Raw genomic sequence first — 20,921 nt, forward strand, 5'->3', positions numbered from 1 at the left:
TGCGGATCTTCTACACGAGGGTCAATACAAAAGCATCAACCAAAATGCACTGGCTTTTAGCACACTGTTGAGTTCTCAAAACACAACCACCACACCGGACTCCAGCCCCCCGAACCGGGAACCTTCCTCCAGGGCTTCTTGCTGCTCTAAACCTTAGCAGATCCTTTCCCTTTGGCCAAATCGACCGCCGGGCCTTTCTCTGCCACTCCCTGCTGCCTTTCGGAATGATCCCGACCGTTTCCGATCAAGCCTTTCCATCCGGCATTCACCAGCGTAGCGCATTCGGCGAGTGCCATTTACACCGCTGGTTCGACCCCAACGCACGACACGTTTCCGTGATCGTTCGAACGGGATCGGCGTTCCCGGAAACCGCGACACGGCCATGCCGTCTCGTCGTCGTCTCCGGGGCTCGTACGTCTCTCGAAGCTCGGCTCGCTCGCCCTCCCTCAGGGAGTTCGATCCGCGATACCGGCATCTACCAGTCTAACCCGAGCAGGCGAGTGCTCGCGCCTGGTTTTCTTCCGTTCCCGGCCTTCCGGTCCCCTCCGCTCGTACCGATCGGGTGGGCCCTTGGCCGGAACACCAATGCTAACCCCCTTCGACCGCTGCCGGGACCGCTGGAGCCCGAATCGTGCACACAGCTCGATAACGGTCGTCTCCGGCCCATTGATCCTGGTGACCGCGCGATTACGCTTGCGGCAACTCCGACCCCCGAGCGTGAGAGGTGTGCCGTGGCGGACGCTGAACAACCGCAGGTCCCGTTGGCGACCACCACCGATCAGCAGCGGCCGAGCTGGCGGCTGATCGGTCCGGGCATCGTGGTGGCGGCGACCGGCGTGGGCGCCGGCGACCTGGTCGCCACCCTCCTCGCCGGCAGCCGGTTCGGGTACACCCTGCTGTGGGCGGCGGTGGTCGGCTGCCTGGTCAAGATCTCGCTGGCCGAGGCGACCGGGCGCTGGCACCTCTCCACCGGGCGCACCATCTTCGAGGGCTGGCGCAGCCTGGGCCGCTGGACGACCTGGTACTTCGCGCCCTACATCGTCATCTGGGGCTTCGTCTACGGCGCCACCGCCATGACGTCCACGGCGCTCCCGCTCAACGCGCTCTTCCCGCAGATCAGCGTCACCGTCTGGGGCATCCTCGCCGGGGTCGCCGGCCTGGCCTTCGTCTGGCTGAACCGCTACGGCGTGTTCGAGAAGGCGATGACGGCACTGGTCGGCCTCATGTTCGTCACCGTCGTCCTGCTGGCCTTCCTGGTGGCGCCGAACGTGCCGTCCATCCTGCTCGGCCTCGTCCCCACCCTCCCGGACGGCTCGTTCCTGTACACGCTGGGCCTGATCGGCGGCGTCGGCGGCACCATCACCATGGCGGCCTACGGCTACTGGGTGAACGCCAAGGGCTGGCGGGACGCCACCTGGATCCGGATGATGCGCTGGGACAACCGGGTCGCGTACATCATGACCGGGATCTTCGTCGTCGCGATGCTCATCGTCGGCGCCGAACTGCTGCACAACGCCAATATCGCGCTCCGCGACGGTGACCGGGGCCTGCTCGACCTCGGCGCGGTGCTGGCCGAGCGCTTCAACCCCTTCATCTCGGTGCTGTTCCTGGTCGGCTTCTTCGCCGCCTCGTTCAGCTCGGTGCTCGGCGTCTGGCACGGCGTCAGCCTGCTGTTCGCCGACTACGTCGCCCACCTGCGCAAGCGCACCCTCACCGTGGACGAGCGGGAGCGCAGCACGCCGTTCCGCGCCTACCTGCTCTGGCTGACCTTCCCGCCGATGGTGCTGCTCTTCCTGGAGCGCCCGTTCCAGCTGGCACTGGTGTACACCGCGCTCGGCGCCTTCTTCATGCCGTTCCTGGCGCTCACCCTGCTCTGGCTGCTCAACTCCAAGCGCACTCCGCCGCAGTGGCGCAACCGCTGGGTGAGCAACACGGGCCTGGGCATCGCGGCCGCGCTGTTCATCATCGTGTGCGTGAACGAACTGGCCGGCATCGTCCAGGACGTCTTCTAGGCCGGGCCGGCCGGCGGATCGCTCGCGCCGCGGTCAGGCGGCCAGCAGCCGCGGCAGCTCGGCCGCCAGCGCGCGGAAGGCGATACCGCGGTGGCTGATGGCGTCCTTCTCGGCCGCCGTCAGCTCCGCGGTGGTGCGCGACTCCCCCTCGGGCACGAACACGGGGTCGTAGCCGAAACCGTTGCTCCCCCGGGGCGCGGTGGTGACGCTTCCGCTCAGCACGCCCTCGACCACCCGCTCGGCTCCGTCGGGACGGGCCAGTACGGCCGCGCAGACGAACTGCGCGCCGCGCCGCTCCTCGGGCACGTCGGAGACCTGGGACAGCAGCAGTTCGAGATTGGCGCGGTCGTCGTGGCCGGGCCCCGCCCAGCGCGCCGACAGCACCCCGGGCATGCCGTTGAGCGCGTCGACGGCCAGGCCGGAGTCGTCGGCGATCGCGGGCAGCCCGGTGTGCGCGGCGATGGCGTGCGCCTTGAGCAGCGCGTTCTCCGCGAAGGTGGCGCCGGTCTCGGCGACCTCGGGGGCGTCGGGGAAGGCGTCCAGCGACAGGAGTTCGAACTCCAGCCCCGCTCCCGCCAGGATCCGGCGCAGCTCCTCGACCTTGTGGGCGTTGCGGGTGGCCAGCACCAGCCGGCCGGCGGGTGCGCTCATCCGGCCAGCGCCTTGCGCTGCAGCTCGGTCAGCTCGGCGCCGCCGAGCACGGCGAGGTCGAGCAGCCGGTCGAGCAGGCCGCGGTCGAAGGGGGCGCCCTCGGCGGTGCCCTGCACCTCGACGAAGTCGCCGGTGCCGGTGACGACCACGTTCATGTCGGTGCCGGCCGCGACGTCCTCTTCGTAGCAGAGGTCCAGGCGCGGCTCGTCGTCGACGATCCCGACGCTGACGGCGGCGACGGAGCCGGTGAGCGGGTCGCGCTTGAGCGAGCGGCGCTCGCGCAGCCAGCCGACCGCGTCGGCGAGCGCGACGTAGGCGCCGGTGATGGCGGCGGTGCGGGTGCCGCCGTCGGCCTGCAGGACGTCGCAGTCCAGGGTGATGGTGTTCTCGCCGAGCGCCTTGAAGTCGACGACCGCGCGCAGCGAGCGGCCGACCAGCCGGGAGATCTCGTGGGTGCGGCCGCCGATCTTGCCGCGGACGGACTCGCGGGCGCCGCGGGTGTTGGTCGCCCGGGGCAGCATGGCGTACTCGGCGGTCACCCAGCCCAGTCCGCTGCCCTTGCGCCAGCGGGGCACGCTCTCCTCGACGCTGGCCGCGCAGAGCACGCGGGTGCGGCCGAACTCCACCAGGACGGAGCCCTCGGCGTGGTCCAGCCATCCCCGGGTGATCTTCACGGGGCGGAGCTGTTCGGGTGCACGTTGATCGGGTCGCGGCATGGGGTCGAGCCTAACGCTCGGCCGGCCGCGGCGGTCCAGGACCCGGCCGGCGGCCCGGTTCAGGTCGCGGCCGCCGCGCTCTCGGGCGCCTCGTAGCTGGCGCCGCTGCGGGCCAGCTCGACCGGGCCGTCGAAGGCGGCGACGGCCTCGTCGTACACCCGCTTGCTGTCGACCCACGGCACCAGGTGGGTGAGCACCAGCCGGCGGGCGTCGGCCGCGCGGGCGTGCTCGGCGGCCTCGCGGCCGGTGAGGTGCATGTCGGGCGGGTTGCCGGGGCCGTCCAGGAAGGACGCCTCGCACAGCAGCACGTCGGCGCCTCTGGCCAGCCGGACCAGATTGGCGCTCGGCCCGGTGTCGCCGGAGTAGGCGATGGCGCCGCCGCCGTGCTCCAGCCGGATGCCGTAGGCCTCCACCGGGTGGTTGACCAGGTCGACCTCGGTCCGGAAGGGGCCGAGGTCGAAGCGGCCGGGCCGCAGCTCACGGAACTCGAAGGCGGTGCGCATGCCGGGGTCGAGGTCGAGGTCGTAGGCGCGGGCCATCCGGTCGGCGGTGCCGACGGGGCCGTAGACCGGGATGCGGGGCTTGGCGCCGTCGGGCGCGTAGGTGCGGGCCACCCAGTAGGAGCACAGGTCGAGGCAGTGGTCGGCGTGCAGGTGGCTGAGGTAGACGGCGTCGACGTCGTAGAGGCCGATGTGGCGCTGCAGGGCGCCGAGGGCGCCGTTGCCCAGGTCCAGCAGCAGCCGGAAGCCGGCGGCCTCCACCAGGTAGCACGACGCAGGGCCGTCCGGACCTGGGAAGCTGCCTGAACAGCCGATGATGGTGAGCCGCACGGGATCGAGCCCCCTTGCCGACGCGGGTTCCTCCGCTCCGGTCTACCTCACGCCACCGGACTTTGGTGGGAGATGTGGCCCAGCTCATCGATGGTGAGCATCACGTGTCAGAAGCGTTACATCCGGGTTTCAACCGGCGCTGGAGGGCGTCCGACGCGGGCGAGCTGGCGGCTCTGCGCGACCAGCCGGCCGGCCGGGTCCCACAGCTCGACGTTCTCGTCGAACCAGCCGTCGCCGATCTGGCGGGCGGTGGCGGTGAAGCCGAGCGGGCCGTCGGCGGGCACGTTGCGCATCTGCCAGGTCAGCTCGACCGTGGGTGCCCAGGCGAGCGGGAGCACGGTGCTGACGACGGGCGGCAGCGCGTCGACGGCGAGCGCCAGCATCAGGCCGTCGTTGGGCCGGGGGTCGGGGAGGTTCACGTAGCCGCGCAGCTCCGGGTGGTCGGCGCCCTCGGTGAGGGCGCGGACGCTGTCGGGGCTGAAGCGCAGCTCGATGTTGTAGACGAAGCTGTCGGAGGGGTGGCGCGAGGCGCGCGGGTCGAGCCGCACGCAGCCGTCGATGGGGGGCAGCTCGGGGGCGGCGGGGGCGTGCTCGGGTTTGGCGTCGGGGTCGAGCGCGGCGAAGACGGCCTGGACGGTGGTGGTGACCTGGCCGTCGCGGAGCAGTTCGGCGCGCAGCACGGTGACGGTGCGGCCGGACTTGAGCGTGGTGACCGCGATCTCGGCGGGTCCGGGGGTGGCGACGCGCAGGAAGTGCGCGGCGGTGGAGACGGGGTGGGGGTGCTCGGTCTCCTGGCGCGCGGCCGACAGCAGCACGGCCATCAGGTAGCCGCCGTTGAGGGCGTCGCCGATGCGGTACTTGGGGCTGAGTTCGGCCCGGTAGCGGCCGGCCTCCGTGCGGACGGCCGTCGTCGCTTCGTCGAACATCGTCATGCGCCCATTGAACCGAATACGGTTCGGCCCGTTTCGGGCCGGGGGTACAGAGTGGCCCGTTTCGGGCCGGGGGTACAGAGTGGCCCGTTCCGGGCCGGGATGGGCGGCGCGGCCGCCCGGGCGGGGTCGGGGCCCGGGCGGCGGCGCGGCGCGGGGGCGCGCTCAGGCCCAGAGCTGGCCGTCGAGGCGGTCGGCCGCCTCGTCCAGGCTTCCCTCGTAGGCGCCGGTGGACAGGTACTTCCAGCCGCCGTCGGCGATCACGAAGGCGATCTCGGCGGACTCGCCGTCGCGCACCGCCTTGGCGGCGACGCCCAGTGCGGCGTGCAGGGCGCCGCCGGTGGAAATCCCGGCGAAGATCCCCTCGGCCGCCAGCAGTTCGCGGGTGCGGCGCAGCGCCGCCTCGGCGGGCACCGAGAAGCGGGTGGTGAGCACGCTCTCGTCGTAGAGCTCGGGCACGAAGCCCTCGTCGAGGTTGCGCAGGCCGTAGACGAGTTCGCCGTAGCGGGGCTCGGCGGCGACGATGGCGACGCCGGGCCGGTTCTCGCGCAGGTAGCGGCCGACGCCCATCAGGGTGCCGGTGGTGCCCAGGCCCGCCACGAAGTGGGTGACGCCCGGCAGGTCGGCCAGCAGCTCGGGGCCGGTGGTCTCGTAGTGGGCGCGGGCGTTGGCGGGGTTGCCGTACTGGTAGAGCATCACCCAGTCGGGCTGCTCGCCGGCCATGCGCTTGGCCACCCGCACGGCCTCGTTGGAGCCGCCCGCCGCCGGCGAGTAGACGATCTCGGCGCCCCACATCTTCAGCAGCTGGGTGCGCTCGGCGGAGGTGTTCTCCGGCATCACGCAGACCAGCCGGTAGCCGCGCAGCTTGGCGACCATGGCCAGCGAGATGCCGGTGTTGCCGGAGGTGGGTTCGAGGATGGTCGCGCCCGGCCGCAGCAGCCCGTCCTTCTCGGCCTGCTCCACCATGTAGAAGGCGGTGCGGTCCTTGATGGAGCCGGTGGGGTTGCGGTCCTCCAGCTTGGCCCACAGCCGCACCGACGGCGAGGGCGACAGCCGGGGCAGCCCGACGAGCGGGGTGTGCCCCAGAGAGTCGAGCAGGGAGTCGAAGCGCATGCTCAGACCCGGGCGGCGTCGGGGGCGCCGCCCGCGACGGCCGGCAGCACGGTGACCGTGTCGCCGTCGGCCACCGGGGTGTCGAGCCCGCCGAGGAAGCGCACGTCCTCGTCGTTGAGGTAGACGTTCACGAAGCGGCGCAGCTTGGCGTCCTCGACCAGCCGCCCGCCGATCCCGGGGTGGCTGGAGTCGAGGTTGGCGAAGAGTTCGCCGAGGGTGCTCCCGGTGCTCTGCACCGCCTTGGCGCCGTCGGTGTAGTTGCGCAGGATCGTCGGGATGCGGACCTCGATGGCCATCGATGTTCTCCGTTGGGCGAGCGGATCGGACGCGTGCGGTGGTGCGGCCGCGCCCCGGGGGCGCGGCAATCGGGGCAACGCGGCGGCCCCGGGGTTCATTCCGAGGCGGCGGGCGCCAGCACCTGGACCTCTTCCTCGGTGATGACGGAGTCCACGATCCGGAAGGAGCGGAACTCCACGGTGTCGGGGTCGCGGGTGGAGACGAGCACGTAGTGGGCCTTGGGCTCGGAGGCGTAGGACACGTCCGTGCGGGAGGGGTATGCCTCGGTGGCGGTGTGGGAGTGGTAGATCACGACGGGCTCCTCGCCGCGGTCGTCCATCTCCCGGTAGAGCCGGAGCAGGTCCTTGGAGTCGAACTCGTAGAAGGTGGGGGAACGGGCGGCGTTCAGCATCGGGATGAAGCGCTCCGGCCGGTCGGAGCCCTCCGGGCCGGCCACGACACCGCAGGCCTCGTCGGGGTGGTCGCGGCGGGCGTGGGCGACGATCTCGTCGTAGATCGCGCGGTCGATCCTGAGCATGGAACCAGGTTAATCGATAGGGAATCCGGAGATGCGGGCAGCGCCGGGGCCGGGCCCCGCCGCGCTCAGCGGTCGGCCCGCATGACCGCCTGGACCAGCGACTCCTGCAGGCCGGTGAGCCAGTGGTAGAGCTGGAGGCCGGCCGCCTCGGGGTCGTCGGCGGAGAGGTCGAGCAGCCGGTCGTAGCTGTCCTCGTCCACGTCCAGCCGGGTGCCGAGCGCGAGCCGGACGTCGTTGAGGGTGGTCAGCCACTCCTGGGCGGTGTCCACGCCGAACTGGACGGTGCCGCCGCCGGGCGGCAGCGCGTCCAGGACCGCCGCGGCGGTGGTGCGCTTGTGCTTGCGGAGGTCGTCCTCGGTGTAGCGGCGGAAGTCGCCGGCCGCCTCGGGGTCGTCGCGGTAGGCGTCGGGCAGCAGCCGGGCCAGCGCGGGGTCCTCGGGCGGCGAGGTGTTGGAGCCGATGCCGACCAGCGCGGCCAGCTCGTCGTCGTGCTCGACCGGTTCGACGAGGTCGAGCAGCTGGCCGATGAGCATCCGCAGCAGCTCGGTCTCGTCGGCGTCCAGCTCGGCGGTGACCGTGCCGCGCCGGGTGTGCCGGAATCCGTGTGTCACGCGTCCGCTCCCCGTCCGCCCGCTACTTGTCCTGCTGGAGGGTGGCCCACAGGCCGTAGGTGTGCAGCAGCGCGACGTCGCGCTCCATCTCCTCGCGGCTGCCGTTGGAGACCACGGCCCGCCCCTTGTGGTGCACGTCCAGCATCAGCTTCTCCGCCTTGCGCTTGGAGTAGCCGAAGACCTTCTGCAGCACGTAGGTGACGTAGGACATCAGGTTGATCGGATCGTTCCACACGATCGTCACCCAGGGCACGTCGGGCCGCACGTCTGTGTGGGACTCCGGCCGTCGCAGCTCGGCCGGCGCGGTGCTCATCGGTAGCTCGTCCTTTCGGGTGTCGCGTGCCGGAACGGGCCCGCGGGCGCCGCGCCGCCGCCGCGCCGCCGCCCTCACTTCCAACCGTACGGCGCGGGCGGCCCCGGCGCGATTCGGACCGCGAGGGAGGCGGTCCGCTTCAGGCCGCGCGACCCGGTGCCGCGCCGTGGGTTTCCGCCTCCCAGGCGTCTAGGGTGGGCTGCTATGACGCCTCCGCCGACGCCCCCGGTGCCCGGGCCGGGCGCGGCCACCTCCCTGCTCACCGACCAGTACGAGCTGACGATGCTGCAGGGCGCGCTGGCCAGCGGCGCGGCCGGGCACCGGTCGGTCTTCGAGATGTTCGCGCGGCGGCTGCCCGAGGGGCGCCGCTACGGCATCGTCGCCGGGGTCGGGCGCTTCCTGGCCGACCTGGAGCGCTTCCGCTTCGACCAGGCCGAGCTCGACTTCCTGGCCGACCGCCGAATCGTGAACGACGTCACACTCGACTGGCTGGCCGGCTACCGCTTCAGCGGCGACGTGTGGGGCTACGCCGAGGGCGAGGCATACTTCCCCGGGTCGCCGATCCTGGTGGTGGAGGCCAGCTTCGCCGAGGCGGTGCTGTTGGAGACCCTCGCGCTGTCGGTGTACAACCACGACAGCGCGATCGCCTCGGCCGCCTCGCGGATGGTGCTGGCCGCCGACGGCAGGCCGCTGATCGAGATGGGCTCGCGCCGCACCCACGAGCGCTCGGCGGTGGCGGCGGCCCGCGCCGCCTACATCGCCGGCTTCGCCACCACCTCGAACCTGGAGGCGGGCCGCAGCTACGGGGTGCCCACGGCCGGCACCAGCGCCCACTCCTTCACCCTGCTGCACGACAGCGAGCGGCACGCCTTCGCCTCCCAGCTCGGCTCGCTCGGCACCGGCACCACCCTGCTGGTCGACACCTACGACACCCTGCGGGCGGTGCGCACCGCCGTCGAACTGGCCGGCCCGGAGCTGGGCGCGGTGCGCATCGACTCCGGCGACCTGGCGGCGATGGCCAAGGAGGTCAGGAACCTGCTCGACGGCCTGGGCGCGCACCAGACCCGGATCGTGGTCACCGGCGACCTGGACGAGTTCTCCATCGCGGCGCTGGCCGTCGCCCCGGTCGACGGCTACGGCGTGGGCACCGCGCTGGTCACCGGCTCGGGCGCGCCCACGGCCTCACTGGTGTACAAGCTGGTGGCCCGCTCCGACGGCGACGACCCCCGGCTGCGTCCGGTCGCCAAGCGCTCGGTCGGCAAGCCGAGCCGGGGCGGGCGCAAGTGGGCGCTGCGCCGCCGCTCGGCCGAAGGGCTGGCGCTGGCCGAGGTGGTCACCACCCAGGAGCCGGTGCCAGGGCCGCACGACCGGCCGCTGCTGCGCCGGCTGGTGGCCGGCGGCGAGGTCGTCGCGCACGAGCCGGTCCAGGCGGCCCGCGAGCGGCACGCCCGTACTCTGGCGGAGCTGCCGCCGACCGCCCTGCGGCTGTCGCGGGGCGAACCCGACCTGCCGACCTGCTTCGAGTGAGCGGCGCCGGCGCCGCCGGGGAGTACCGGACCGGCGCCCGGCGTTGGCACGGGTAGGGGCAAGGGCACGGATCCGACCGAAGCGAACCGACGGGAGAAGGCCGATGAGCACCGCGCTGATCGTCGTGGACGTGCAGAACGACTTCTGCGAGGGCGGCAGCCTGGCGGTCGCCGGCGGCGCCGGGGTGGCCGAGGCCGTCTCCGCCCACCTGGCCGCCGCCGGCGAGGGCTACCGGTACGTGGTCGCCACCCGCGACCACCACATCGACCCGGGCGCCCACTTCTCGGCCACCCCCGACTACGTCGACAGCTGGCCGCCGCACTGCGTCGTCGGCTCCGGCGGTGAGGACTTCCACCCGCGGCTGGACACCGGGCGCTTCGACGCCGTCTTCGACAAGGGCGAGTACACCGCCGCCTACAGCGGCTTCGAGGGCACCGACGCCGCGGGCACCCCGCTGGCCGACTGGCTCACCGCCCGCGGCGTCACCTCAGTGGACGTCGTCGGCATCGCCACCGACCACTGCGTGCGCGCCACCGCCCTGGACGCCGCCCGCGCCGGCCTGCACACCCGCGTCCTGCTCGACCTCACCGCCGGCGTCGCCCCCGCCACGGTCGACCGCGCCCTCACCGAACTCCGCGAGGCCGGCGTCGCCCTCACCGGCACCCCGGTCGTCACCTCGGCGTAGCCCGCCCGGGAACCCGCCATGCGGCGAAAGCGCCAGAGAATGCGCTAATAAAGCGCCAAACCACCTAAGCGGTCGATTGGCGCTTGAGCGGTTCCGGGGCACGGGCGCCGCTCAGCCTCGGCGGGTGGTGGCCCAGCGGCGCAGGGTGTCGATGCGTTCGCGGAGCTGGGCGGCGGTGGCCTGGGGGGTGGGCGGGCCGCCGCAGGCGCGGCGCAGTTCGGCGTGGATGACGCCGTGCGGCTGGCCGGTGCGGTGGTGCCAGGCGCCGACGAGGCCGTTCAGCTCCTTGCGGAGTTCGGAGACGGCCTCGAAGGCCATGGCCGACTGCTCGGCGGGGTCGGGCTTGTCGTCGGCCTTGCCGCGGCGGGAGGCGGCCTGCTGCTCGGCCTTGCGCTTGCGGAGCAGGGTGGCGACCTGCTCGGGTTCCAGCAGGCCGGGCAGGCCGAGGAAGTCCTCTTCGTCGGGGGAGTCGGGCAGGCCGCCGCCGAACTCGCCGCCGTCGTAGAGCACCCGGTCGAAGGTGGCCGACGCCTCGACGGTCTCGAAGGGCAGCTCCTCGCCGACGTCGGCGGAGTCCTTGCGCTTGCGCGCCTCGCGGACGAGGTCGTCCTCAGGCGTGAAGTCGCCCTCGCGCATCGGCCGGTCGAGCGCGTGGTCGCGCTCGCGCTCCATCTCGGCGGCGTACTCCAGCAGGGTGGGCACCGACGGGAGGAACACCGACGCGGTCTCGCCGCGGGCGCTGGTGCGGCGGACGAAGCGGCCGATGGCCTGGGCGAAGAACAGCGGGGTGCTGGTGCTGGTGGCGTAGACGCCCACGGCCAGCCGGGGGACGTCGACGCCCTCGGAGACCATCCGGACCGCGACCATCCAGCGGTCCTGGGACTCGGCGAAGGTCTTGATCTTCTTGCTGGCGGTGGGGTCGTCGGACAGGACCACCACGGCGCCCTTGCCGGTGATCTCGCGCAGCAGCCGCGAGTAGGCGCGGGCCGACTCGTGGTCGGTGGCGATGACCAGGCCGCCCGCCTCGGGCATCCCGCGCCGCACCTCGGTGAGGCGGCGGTCGGCGGCGGCCAGCACCCGCTTGATCCAGTCGCCCTTGGGGTCGAGCGCGGCCCGCCACGCCTGGGAGAGCGCGTCCTGGGTGAGCGGTTCGCCGAGGCTGGCGGCGAGTTCGTCGCCGGTGCGGGTGCGCCAGCGCATCTCGCCGGAGTAGGCGAGGAAGAGCACCGGGCGGACCACGCCGTCGGCCAGCGCCGGGGCGTAGCCGTAGTTGTAGTCGGCCCGGCTGCGCCGCACGCCGTCGGGGCCCTGGACGTAGCTGACGAACGGGATCGGGTTGACGTCGGAGCGGAACGGGGTGCCGGTGAGGGCCAGCCGCCGCGCCGCGGGGTCGAAGGCCTCGCGGGCGGCCTCGCCCCAGGACAGGGCGTCGCCCGCGTGGTGGATCTCGTCGAAGATCACCAGGGTGCGGCGCACCTCGGTGCGGTTGCGGTGCAGGGCGGGGTGCGCGGCGACCTGGGCGTAGGTGACGGCGGCGCCGACGAACTCGCGCGACAGCGCGCCCTCGCCATTGCGGAACTCCGGGTTGATCCGGATGCCGAAGCGCGCCGCCGCCTCGGCCCACTGCCGCTTGAGGTGCTCGGTGGGGGTGACCACCGTGATCGCCGCCACCACCCGGTTCTCCAGCAGCTCGGCGGCGATGGTGAGCGCGAAGGTGGTCTTGCCCGCGCCCGGGGTGGCCACCGCCAGGAAGTCGCGCGGGGAGTTGCGCGTGTACTCCTGGTACGCCTCGCGCTGCCAGGCGCGCAGGCCGCGGAGGCGGTCGGCGGACCCGGCGGGGGTGGTCCGCCTCGGGGCGGTGCCGAAGGTACTCACGGTGTCAGAAGGTTAGCCGCTGGCGCCGACACCGGCACCGCCGCCGACACGCCGGGCAGGGTGGCGTCGGCCGCACTCGCGGCTCACGGGGTGCCGCCCTCGGAGCCCTCGCCGCCGGAGGGCGCACCGGACTCCGGCCCCGCCGAGGGGTCTCCCCCGGCGGCCCCGCCGCCGTAGGAGGGCCCGCCGCCCTCCACGGTGACGTCGTTGAAGGGCAGGTAGGGGTCGGCCCAGGGGAAGACGACGTACCACAGCAGCGCCGCGACGCCGCCGACCAGGACGAGCGTGCCGATCAGCTTGCCCGGCAGGCCGCCGGGCAGGATCCGCCAGACGAAGCCGTACATCAGGCCTCCCCGAGCACGGAGGGGCGGCCGGCGCCCTTGCCCGTGGCGTCGGCCAGCTCGGCGTGCACGATCAGCCGCTGCGCGTTGCTGAACAGCGGGTGGCAGGTGGTGAGGGTCAGCATCTCCCCGGTCGCCTCCGGCTCTTCCTCGCCCTCGGGCGTCTCGGTGGCGGTCGGCGAGACCACCCAGTAGTCGGAGGGGTCCACCACGTGGCTCTCGGTGACCTCGTAGGTGTACCAGCCCTGCTCGGTCTCGACCACGATGGGGTCGCCGGGCGACAGCTGGTCCAGCTCCCAGAAGATGCCGGGCGTGCGGTGGCCGGCCAGCGCGAAGTTGCCGACCTGGCCGGGCAGCGCGCTCTCGGGGTAGTGCCCGGGCATGTGCCGGATGTCCTCCTGGGTGACGCCCTCGCGGAAGGGGAGGTCCAGGCCGATGCCGGGGACGTAGAGCCGGCCGAAGACCTCGTGGGCGTCGGGCGCGGTCTCCTCGCCCGGCTCCGCGGAGTCGGACTCCTCCCAGCTCTGCGCGAGCTGGTCGTTGACGCGGTCCTGCTCGGCGCTGGCCTCGAAGCCCTTGCCCCACACCTGGTAGGCGGCGAAGAGCATCAGCACCAGGCCGGCGGTGAACAGCAGCTCGCCGATGGTGCGGACCACGGTCTGCAGCACGCTCTGCCGGCGCTGCTTGCGCTGCCGGGCGCGGCGGGCCCGCCGCCCGCCGCCGGGCCGGGCGCCGCCGGACCGCGCCGCGCGGGGGCGGTCGCCGCCGCGCCGCTCGCCGTCGTCGGACGGGGGGCGGCGCCGGGGGCGGTCGTCGAAGAAGTGGTCGTAGTCGTCGTCGCGGTCGGCGACCTGTCCGGCCGGGCCGCCGGACCGGGCGCGGCGCGGTTCGCGCCGCGGCTCGTCGTCGTCATACGAGTCGTACATCGTTCCCCGAACGCTCGGTCTGTGGGCAGGTCACCGGGCCGTGCGGCCGCCGCTCACCGTACCGGCAGCACGATGGGGGCACCGGTGCGCGGGTGCGGCAGCACTTCCACCTCGTGCCGGTAGACCTCGCTCAGCAGGTCGGCGGAGAAGACGGTCGCGGGCGGGCCATTCGCGGCAATCCGCCCTCTGGAGATTACCGCCACCCGGTCGGCGTACGCAGCCGCCAGCCCCAGATCGTGCAGGACGACGGCGACCGCGTCGCCCGCGGCGGCGTGCTCGCGGGCGATGCGCAGCACCAGTTCCTGGTGGCGCAGGTCCAGCGCGGCGGTGGGTTCGTCCAGCAGCAGGACCGGCGCCGCCTGCGCCAGCACCCGGGCCAGCGCCACCCGGGCCCGCTCGCCGCCGGACAGGGTCGGCACGCGGCGCCCGGCCAGTTCGGCGGTGGCGGTGGCGGCGAGCGCGCCGGCCACGGCGCGGTCGTCGTCGGCCGCGGCGGGGGTGCCGGCCCACGGCGCGCGGCCCATGGCCACGACCTCGGCCACCGTGAAGGAGAAGGCGACCGCGCCGTGCTGGGGCAGTACGGCGCGGCGGCGGGCCAGTTCGTTCACCGGCCAGCGCTCCAGCGGCCGCTTGTGGACGCGCACGGTGCCGCTCGCCGGGGCGAGGTCGCCGGCCAGCACCGACAGCAGGGTGCTCTTGCCCGCGCCGTTGGGCCCGACGAGCGCCAGCACCTCGCCCGCGCGCACGTCGGCGTCGACCCCGTCCAGGACGGTGCGCGCCCCGTAGCGCACGGTGAGCCCGCGCCCGGTCAGCGCCGCCTCGCCCGGCGGGGTGCGGTGCGGCGGCGCGTCCGCGCGCCGGCCGCCCGGTAGGAAGCGGCCGGCCCTCATGCCCACCCCCCGTGCCGGGCGCGGGTGCGCCGCAGCAGGTAGAAGAAGAACGGCCCGCCGATCAGCGCGGTGAGCACGCCGAGCGGGATCTCGGCCGGGGCGGCGACCGTGCGGGCGGCGAGGTCGGCGAGGACCACCACCAGCGCGCCGCCGAGGACGCCGCCCGGGATCAGCAGCCGGTGGCCGGGTCCGGCCACCATCCGGATCATGTGCGGTACGACCAGGCCGACGAAGGTGACCACCCCGGCGAAGGCGACCGCCGCCGAGGTGAGCAGGGCGACCAGCACGATGAGCGCCATCCGCAGCCGCTCGACGTCGACGCCGAGGTGGCGGGCGGGCCCCTCGCCGAGCGCCAGCAGGTCCAGGCGGCGGGCGAACAGCGGCGCCGCCGCGCAGCCCAGCACCGCGAAGGGCAGGATGGCCAGCACCTTGGCCCAGTTCGCGGCGCCGACGCTGCCGAGCTGCCACTGGGTGATCGACTGGAGCTCGGCGTTCTGCGAGAAGTTGACGAACAGGCCGATCACCGCGCCGGCCAGCGCGTTCACCGCGACGCCCATCAGCAGCAGGGTGACGACCTCGGTCCGCCCGCCCGAGCGCGAGCAGGCGTAGACGAACAGGGTGGTGGCCATCCCGGCCGCGAAGGCGGCCAGGATCACCGTCCAGTAGCCGAAGGCCGACAGGCCGAAGAAGATCACCACCACCGCGCCGACGGCGGCGCCCGAGGAGACCCCGATCACGCCGGGCTCGGCCAGCGGGTTGGCGAAGACGCCCTGCATCAGCGCGCCCGCCCCGCCCAGGCAGGCGCCCACGAGCAGCGCCAGCAGCACCCGCGGCGCCCTGACCTCCCACAGCACGGTCTGCGCGATCTGGTCGGGCAGCGGTCCGAGCGGCAGCCCGAGCCGGTGCAGCACCGAGCCCGCCACCTCCGGCAGCGGAACGGGGTAGGCGCCGACGCCCGCGGCGGTCAGCGCGGCCAGTACCAGTGCGGCGGCCAGCCCGCCGAGCAGCGCCGCCGAGCGCAGCGCGGCCGTGCGGCGGGCCCCGGCGAGATCGGCCGCGGCGCCGGCGGCCGGGGCGTCCTCGGCCGGGCCGGGCGGGGCGGCGTCCAGGCCGGGCGGGGCGGCGGTCACGACGGGGAGGCGGCGGTGCCGCCGTAGAGCCGGTCGGCGAGTTCGGCCAGCACCTGCGGGGTGCGCGGGCCGTAGCTGAGCAGCACCCCGTCCTCGAAGTCGATCACCCGGCGGTCGCGGCCGGCCGGGGTCTGCGCGACGCCGGGTATCTGCACCAGCCCGTCGACGCCGCCGACGGACTCCAGGCCGCCGGTCATCACCAGGATTACGTCGGGCTGCGCGCCGATCAGCGCCTCGGTGGTGATCGGGGTGAACGGCTGGTCGAGGCCGAGGGCGACGCCCGCGTCGGTGGCGCCGACCTCCTCGACCAGGGTGTCGGCGCCCGAGCCGCGGCCGCCGAGCAGGTACACGCCCGCGCTGCCGCGCAGGTACAGGAAGGCGACGGTGAGTTCGGGCCGGTCGGCGGGCAGCTCGCTCCTGACCTGGTCGAGCTGGTCCTCGGTGCGCCGCACCAGCTCCGCGCCGGCCTCGGGCACGCCCAGCACCTCGGCGACCCTGCCGATGCGCGCGGTCATGTCCTCGAAGGTCCACGCCTCCTCCAGGATCACCACCGGGACGCCCGAGGCGCGCAGCTGCTCGATCGCCTCGTACGGCTGGTTCCAGGTGTCGGCGATGATCAGGGTCGGCCGCTGGGAGAGCACGCTCTCGGCGCGCACGGCGTGGCCCTCGGTGACGGAGGGCAGGCCGGCGATCTGCTCGAAGGTGGCGCTGGCGTCGCGGGCCACGACGTTCTCCCCGAAGCCCAGCGTGTAGACGATCTCGGCGATCGAGCCGGTGAGCGGCACGATGCGGCTGATGTCGGCGACCTCGACGTCCTGGTAGCGGTCGACGGTCTCGGCGGTGCGGAACTCCTCGTTGACCACCGAGGAGACGGTGACCGGCAGCCGCGGCTCGTGCCGGGTCTCCAGCGGCTGCACCCGGTTCTCGGCGAGTTCGGGGACGGCGGCCGCCGCCGCTCCCCCGCCGGTGGGCTCGGCGGGCCCCGTCCCGCCGCAGCCGGCGGCCAGCAGGGCCAGGGCCGCCATGGCCGCCGCGGCCGCGGCGGCCGCGCGCAGCGGCCCCGGCCGCTCGGCCCTCCTGGACGCGCGCATCGAGCCGGGCATCGCACCATCCCTTTCCCGCGGACACCGCCGGCGCGCCGGCGGTGGGTGGACGGACGCCGGCCGGGACCGCCCCGCCCGACTCATAACTATTTAGGGCAGCCTTACCTTATCCATGATAGCTTTGCCTAGCCTAACTCCACCCGTCGCGTGTCGCTCCCGCACGTACCGCCGACGGTGTCCGCGCGCCCAAGGCCGTCCCCGCGACGGCACCGCCGACCGACGAGGTATGTGCCCATGACCATCCGAAGGCGCGGCCCGCGCTCCCGCGGCTCCCTGGCGCGCGGCGCGCTGGCGCTCGCGGGCGCCGCCGCCCTCGCCTGCGCCCCGGCCGCCGCGGCGGCCGCCGAACCCGCCCCCTGGATCACCGCCGACCGCAGCAGCGGCCTGGACCCCGGCGGCGATGTGATCACCGTCTCCGGCGGCGGCTTCGCCCCCGGGACCGCGCTCACCCTGGCCACCTGGGCCCTGGTCGAGGACGGTACGACCGGCCCCGCGGACGGCGGCGACGGCCCTGACGGAGCCGCCGATCTCGACACCGCCGTCCAGGTCTCCGCCGACGCCTCCGGCGCCTTCCGCGCCGAGCTGGCGGTCAACGCCGGCTTCGCCGCCGCGCTGGAGCCCTGGCTGGCCGGCTACGAACTGCGGGCCTCCAGCGGACCCGGCGGGCGGCCGCCGGCCGCCGTCCCGCTCGCCTTCGCCCTGGACGACGAGGCCGACGACCCGCCGGAGGCCGGCCCTGACGGCGGAACCGGCGGCACCGCCCCGCAGACCCCGCCGCCCGCGAGCGCCCAGCGCACCGGCACCGCCCCCGAGGCGGCCCCGGCCGCCGCCGAGCAGCGCTCGGCGCCCCGCCCGCAGGCCGCCGCCGAGCGGAGCGCCGCCGACCCGTCGCTGTCGGTGTCCCAGACCACCGGCCTGGACCCGCAGGGCCAGACCGTCACGGTGGAAGGCAGCGGCTTCCCGGTGAACCGCGGCGTCTACGTCGCGCTGTGCGTCGACAACGGCCCCGGCGAGCGGCCCACCCCGTGCGTCGGCGGCGCCGACATGTCCGGCGAGGGCGGCCACTCCGCCTGGATCTCGTCCAACCCGCTGCCCTACGGCGAGGGCCTGGCCATCCCCTACCAGGGCGAGGGCGAGAACGGGTCCTTCTCGGTCCAGATCGACGTGCTGGCCGCCTCCGGGGGCACCGACTGCCTGGCCCCCGGCACCAGCTGCGTGATCGCCGCCTTCCGCGACCACCTCGACATCGCCGACCGCTCCCTCGATGTGCGGGTGCCGGTCGGCTTCGCCACCGCGGGCGGCCAGGGCGGCGGCGCGGACCAGGACGACCCGGCCCCGTCCGGCACCGGCGGCGGTACCGCCGGCGGCTCAGAGGGCGGTACCGCCGGCGGCGGGCCGCTGCCGCGCACCGGCGCGGCCCTCGCTCCGCTGGCCGCCGCGGCCGGCGTGCTCACCCTCGGCGGCGCCGCCGCGATGCTCGCGGCGCGGCGCCGCGGCACCGGACCGGACGGCTCCGACCCGGCCTGAGACCCGCACCGGCCGCGCCCGCGCGGCCCCCACCCCATCCCCACCCCGACACACCATGAGGACGGCAGCAGCATGCTCGAATTCCTGACCGGGAAGAGATCCCGACCGCTCCGGCGCCGCACCGCGGCCGCGCTGGCGGCACTGGCCGCGCTCGCCGCGGGCGCCGTCGCCTTCGCGCCCCCGGCGGCGGCCGAGGCCCGCGAGGTCGCCGCCGGCGAAGCCGACTGGGGCGTGCGGGCATCGTTCCGCAACTACATCACCGGCCCCATCGCGCACGGCTCCATCGAGGCGCGCGACGGCGCCACCGTCAACGACGACGGCACCTTCGCCTTCCCCGTCGCCTCCGGCAGCGTCGAACCCGAGACCGGGGCCGCCTCCGTGAGCTTCGGCGGCGAGATCCACTTCAGCGGGCACGTCACCAACGGCGTGCCGCTGCTGGAGATGACCCTCAGCGCGCCCCGGGTGGAGTTCGCCGACGGCACCGGCACCCTCTACGCCGACGTGTCCAGCCGCTCGCTGAGCAGCGGGGAGATCGTCGAGTACCCCGATGTCGACTTCGCCGTCCTGGACCTGTCCGCCGCCCCGCCGGTGGTCGACGGCGAGGCCGTCACCTGGACGAACGTGCCCGCCACCCTCACCGAGAACGGCGCCCCGGCCTTCGCCGACTTCTACCGGCCGGGCAGCGCGCTCGACCCGTTCAGCCTCTCGGTCGAACTGGCCGAGGAGTGGACCGGCACCCCGGCCGTGGAGGTCTCCCGGACCACCGGGCTCGACCCGGTCGACGGCGAGACCGTCACGGTCACCGGCAGCGGCTTCCGGCCCGGCCAGGGCGTCTACGTGGCGCAGACCGCCGATCCGCAGTCGGCCGAGGGCTACCCGAGCAGCTTCGGCAATGCCCAGTGGGTGCGCGGGGGCGCCGACGACACCGGCGCCTTCACCACCGAGGTGGCCCTGACGCCCACCTACACCCCGCAGAGCGGCGAGCCGGTCGACTGCACCGCCGTGCCGTGCTTCCTCGCCGTCTTCAACGACCACACCGACATCGGCAACCGCGACCAGGATGTGTGGACGCCGATCTCCTTCGGCACCGGCCCCGACCCGAGCGGGAGCCCGACGCCGTCCCCCGACCCCAGCGGCTCGGCCGAGCCCGGCCCCGAGCCCTCCGCCGGCGGCCCGGCCGAGATCACCGACGGCGACCTGGACTGGGGCGTCAAGGAGTCCTTCCGCGACTACGTCACCGGCGGGATCGCCCACGGCGGCTGGGAGCTGCTGGACGGCGCCACCGAGAGCGGCGGCGTGTTCCGCTTCGGCTCGGGCACCGGCGAGGTCGACCCCTCCCAGCGCACACTCACCGCCGCCTTCACCGGCGGGGTGCGCTTCACCGGCCACGACCAAGGCGACGGGCCGCTGCTCGACCTGACCGTGGAGAACGTGTCCGTCAGCGTCGACGGCGACACCGGCACCTTGCGCGCCGACGTGTCCAGCCGCTCACTGGACGGCGGGGAGCCCTTCGAGGGCGAGCAGGTGGAGCTGGCCGCGCTCGACCTGTCCGGCATCGCCTTCGACGAGGCCGAGGACCTGGTCGTCTTGACAGGGGTGCCGGCCGTGCTGACCGAGGAGGGCGCGGCCGCCTTCGCCGGCTTCTATGCGGCCGGCGAGGCCCTCGACCCGGTGAGCCTGCGGGTGGCCGTGGGCGAGGGCGCGCTGCCCCCAGGCGGCGGCGATCCGAGCCCGGAGCCGAGCGCGACGCCGCCCGCCTCGGGCGGGGGCGGGCTGCCGGTGACCGGCGCGGCCGTGGCGGGGGTGCTGGGCACCGGCGCGCTGCTGGCCGGCGCGGGCGCCGGGACGGCCTGGCTCAGCCGCCGCCGGGCGGCCGCCGCGGCGCACGCCCCGGACTGAGCGTCCGAAGGGCGGGCCGGAACGCCGCCGCGCCGATCGGCCGGCGCGGCGGCGGCCGGTCCGGCCGCCGAGGGGCCGCTAGCCCGCCATCTGCTCGTAGATCTTCTTGCAGTCGGGGCAGACCGGGAAGCGCTTGGGGTCGCGGTTGGGGACCCAGACCTTGCCGCACAGCGCGATCACCGGGTTGCCGGTGACGGCGCTCTCCATGATCTTGTCCTTCTGCACGTAGTGCGCGAACCGCTCCCGGTCGCCGTCGCCCTCGGAGAGGTCGGGCCGGGTGTCGCTGTCAGGCAGGATCTTGGTACTCACCCGAGCGAGTCTAGTGCAGCGCCCCGGCCGGCACCGGCCGCTCGCGGCGGCCGTCCGCGCCGATCACACCGGGTGCGCCCCAGGCGTCAGTTCAGCGAGGGGTCGTCGGGGAAGGTCGCCAGCAGCGCCATCTCGCCGCCCTGGCGGCGCAGCACATCAGGCCAGAGCCGGGCGGGGTCGGCGGCGAACACGTCACCGGAGTCGCCCGGCAGCACGTACCAGGCGCCCTCGCCGATCTCGTCCTCCAGCTGCCCGGCCGCCCAGCCGGAGTAGCCGGCGAAGACCCGCAGCCGGTCGATCTCCGCCGCGACCACCTCCGGCGGGGCGTCCAGGTCGACCAGCCCGACCGTGGCCATCGCGGGGATGCCGTCGAGGCCGCGCCAGCCCAGCGGGCGGCGGGCGCTGCGCATCGAGCCCAGCGCCAGCGCGCCGTCCAGGCCCACCGGGCCGCCCTGGAAGACGACCGAGGGCTGCGACACCCGCGAGGACCACGGCGGCAGCACCTGGTCGACCGGTACGGTGGTGGGCCGGTTCAGCACCACGCCGAGCGCTCCCTCACCCGGCAGGTGCTCGACCACCAGCACCACGCCGCGGCGGAAGTTGGGGTCGCGCAGCTGGGGGCTGGCGACCAGCAGCCGGCCGGAGAGGTTGCGCCCGTTCCGGCCTCTGTCGTCGCCGGAGCCGCTGCTCCGGCCCTCGCCGCCCATCGGTGCCGGCCCC

General features: G+C 74.3%; 22 protein-coding genes. 5 read left to right on the forward strand and 17 right to left on the reverse strand.

What is annotated here, in order from left to right:
- The first annotated feature begins 731 nt into the window (after positions 1-731).
- Positions 732-2,012, forward strand: a complete 1,281-nt coding sequence (locus CLV72_RS06700; protein ID WP_245929957.1) for an Nramp family divalent metal transporter — start codon at positions 732-734, stop codon at positions 2,010-2,012.
- A 33-nt stretch (positions 2,013-2,045) separates the two neighbouring features.
- Here the strand turns inward: CLV72_RS06700 and CLV72_RS06705 are convergent, their stop codons facing one another.
- The 9 genes from CLV72_RS06705 to clpS form a co-directional block, all read right to left on the reverse strand.
- A complete protein-coding gene (locus CLV72_RS06705; protein WP_106241547.1) occupies positions 2,046-2,663 on the reverse strand; it encodes an XTP/dITP diphosphatase in 618 nt (205 codons plus the stop codon).
- Entirely contained in the window at positions 2,660-3,379 is a 720-nt protein-coding gene (rph, locus tag CLV72_RS06710; RefSeq protein WP_106241550.1) for a ribonuclease PH, read from the reverse strand. The genes CLV72_RS06705 and rph overlap by 4 nt, the downstream gene beginning before the upstream one ends.
- 59 nt (positions 3,380-3,438) lie before the next feature.
- On the reverse strand, positions 3,439-4,209 hold the full coding sequence (locus CLV72_RS06715; RefSeq protein ID WP_106241554.1) for an MBL fold metallo-hydrolase: 771 nt from the start codon (positions 4,207-4,209) through the stop codon (positions 3,439-3,441).
- A gap of 116 nt (positions 4,210-4,325) precedes the next feature.
- Entirely contained in the window at positions 4,326-5,141 is an 816-nt protein-coding gene (locus tag CLV72_RS06720; RefSeq protein WP_106241558.1) for an acyl-CoA thioesterase, read from the reverse strand.
- Between the two features lie 162 nt (positions 5,142-5,303).
- The gene (locus tag CLV72_RS06725; protein ID WP_106241562.1) at positions 5,304-6,251 is read right to left on the reverse strand and encodes a PLP-dependent cysteine synthase family protein; all 948 of its coding nucleotides are present in this window, start codon (positions 6,249-6,251) and stop codon (positions 5,304-5,306) included.
- Between the two features lie 2 nt (positions 6,252-6,253).
- Positions 6,254-6,547, reverse strand: coding sequence for a MoaD/ThiS family protein (locus tag CLV72_RS06730; protein WP_106241566.1), 294 nt, complete (start codon positions 6,545-6,547; stop codon positions 6,254-6,256).
- A gap of 95 nt (positions 6,548-6,642) precedes the next feature.
- Entirely contained in the window at positions 6,643-7,065 is a 423-nt protein-coding gene (locus tag CLV72_RS06735; RefSeq protein ID WP_106241569.1) for a M67 family metallopeptidase, read from the reverse strand.
- Between the two features lie 65 nt (positions 7,066-7,130).
- Entirely contained in the window at positions 7,131-7,676 is a 546-nt protein-coding gene (locus tag CLV72_RS06740; RefSeq protein WP_106241571.1) for a DUF2017 domain-containing protein, read from the reverse strand.
- Positions 7,677-7,698: 22 nt separating this feature from the next.
- Positions 7,699-7,989, reverse strand: coding sequence for an ATP-dependent Clp protease adapter ClpS (clpS, locus tag CLV72_RS06745; RefSeq protein ID WP_106241574.1), 291 nt, complete (start codon positions 7,987-7,989; stop codon positions 7,699-7,701).
- A 204-nt stretch (positions 7,990-8,193) separates the two neighbouring features.
- On the opposite strand from clpS, the gene CLV72_RS06750 reads away from it, so the two are divergent.
- Both CLV72_RS06750 and CLV72_RS06755 read left to right on the forward strand, forming a co-directional pair.
- Positions 8,194-9,516, forward strand: a complete 1,323-nt coding sequence (locus CLV72_RS06750; RefSeq protein WP_106241577.1) for a nicotinate phosphoribosyltransferase — start codon at positions 8,194-8,196, stop codon at positions 9,514-9,516.
- A 103-nt stretch (positions 9,517-9,619) separates the two neighbouring features.
- Positions 9,620-10,201, forward strand: coding sequence for an isochorismatase family protein (locus tag CLV72_RS06755; protein WP_106241581.1), 582 nt, complete (start codon positions 9,620-9,622; stop codon positions 10,199-10,201).
- 111 nt (positions 10,202-10,312) lie between these two features.
- On the opposite strand, the gene CLV72_RS06760 is transcribed toward CLV72_RS06755, so the two are convergent.
- The 6 genes from CLV72_RS06760 to CLV72_RS06785 all read right to left on the reverse strand — a co-directional run bounded on the left by CLV72_RS06760 (position 10,313) and on the right by CLV72_RS06785 (position 16,466).
- Complete coding sequence (locus tag CLV72_RS06760; protein WP_106241584.1) at positions 10,313-12,076, reverse strand: DEAD/DEAH box helicase; 1,764 nt, start codon at positions 12,074-12,076, stop codon at positions 10,313-10,315.
- A gap of 83 nt (positions 12,077-12,159) precedes the next feature.
- Positions 12,160-12,420, reverse strand: a complete 261-nt coding sequence (locus CLV72_RS06765; protein WP_106241588.1) for a hypothetical protein — start codon at positions 12,418-12,420, stop codon at positions 12,160-12,162.
- Complete coding sequence (locus CLV72_RS06770) at positions 12,420-13,343, reverse strand: class E sortase (RefSeq protein WP_106241591.1); 924 nt, start codon at positions 13,341-13,343, stop codon at positions 12,420-12,422. The genes CLV72_RS06765 and CLV72_RS06770 overlap by 1 nt, the downstream gene beginning before the upstream one ends.
- Before the next feature lie 53 nt (positions 13,344-13,396).
- Positions 13,397-14,233 (reverse strand): heme ABC transporter ATP-binding protein, encoded by an 837-nt coding sequence (locus tag CLV72_RS06775; protein ID WP_106241595.1) that lies wholly within the window; start codon positions 14,231-14,233, stop codon positions 13,397-13,399.
- On the reverse strand, positions 14,230-15,363 hold the full coding sequence (locus CLV72_RS06780) for a FecCD family ABC transporter permease (protein ID WP_425428043.1): 1,134 nt from the start codon (positions 15,361-15,363) through the stop codon (positions 14,230-14,232). The genes CLV72_RS06775 and CLV72_RS06780 overlap by 4 nt, the downstream gene beginning before the upstream one ends.
- A complete protein-coding gene (locus CLV72_RS06785; RefSeq protein ID WP_211302760.1) occupies positions 15,360-16,466 on the reverse strand; it encodes a heme/hemin ABC transporter substrate-binding protein in 1,107 nt (368 codons plus the stop codon). Before CLV72_RS06785 ends, CLV72_RS06780 begins: the two co-directional genes overlap by 4 nt.
- Before the next feature lie 234 nt (positions 16,467-16,700).
- Here CLV72_RS06785 and CLV72_RS06790 point away from each other — a divergent pair, with 234 nt between their 5' ends.
- Positions 16,701-17,993: a cell wall protein gene (locus CLV72_RS06790; protein WP_106241598.1), complete on the forward strand. Its 1,293-nt coding sequence runs from the start codon at positions 16,701-16,703 to the stop codon at positions 17,991-17,993.
- A gap of 72 nt (positions 17,994-18,065) precedes the next feature.
- Entirely contained in the window at positions 18,066-19,892 is a 1,827-nt protein-coding gene (locus CLV72_RS06795) for an HtaA domain-containing protein (protein WP_106241601.1), read from the forward strand.
- 78 nt (positions 19,893-19,970) lie between these two features.
- Here the strand turns inward: CLV72_RS06795 and CLV72_RS06800 are convergent, their stop codons facing one another.
- Together CLV72_RS06800 and CLV72_RS06805 are read right to left on the reverse strand one after the other, a co-directional pair.
- Positions 19,971-20,201 (reverse strand): DUF3039 domain-containing protein, encoded by a 231-nt coding sequence (locus CLV72_RS06800; protein WP_106241604.1) that lies wholly within the window; start codon positions 20,199-20,201, stop codon positions 19,971-19,973.
- Between the two features lie 86 nt (positions 20,202-20,287).
- On the reverse strand, positions 20,288-20,908 hold the full coding sequence (locus CLV72_RS06805; RefSeq protein ID WP_106241607.1) for a YqgE/AlgH family protein: 621 nt from the start codon (positions 20,906-20,908) through the stop codon (positions 20,288-20,290).
- Between the last annotated feature and the right edge of the window lie 13 nt (positions 20,909-20,921).

This window comes from Allonocardiopsis opalescens (assembly GCF_003002095.1).
In the GTDB taxonomy this organism is placed as follows: Bacteria; Actinomycetota; Actinomycetes; order Streptosporangiales; family Streptosporangiaceae; genus Allonocardiopsis; species Allonocardiopsis opalescens.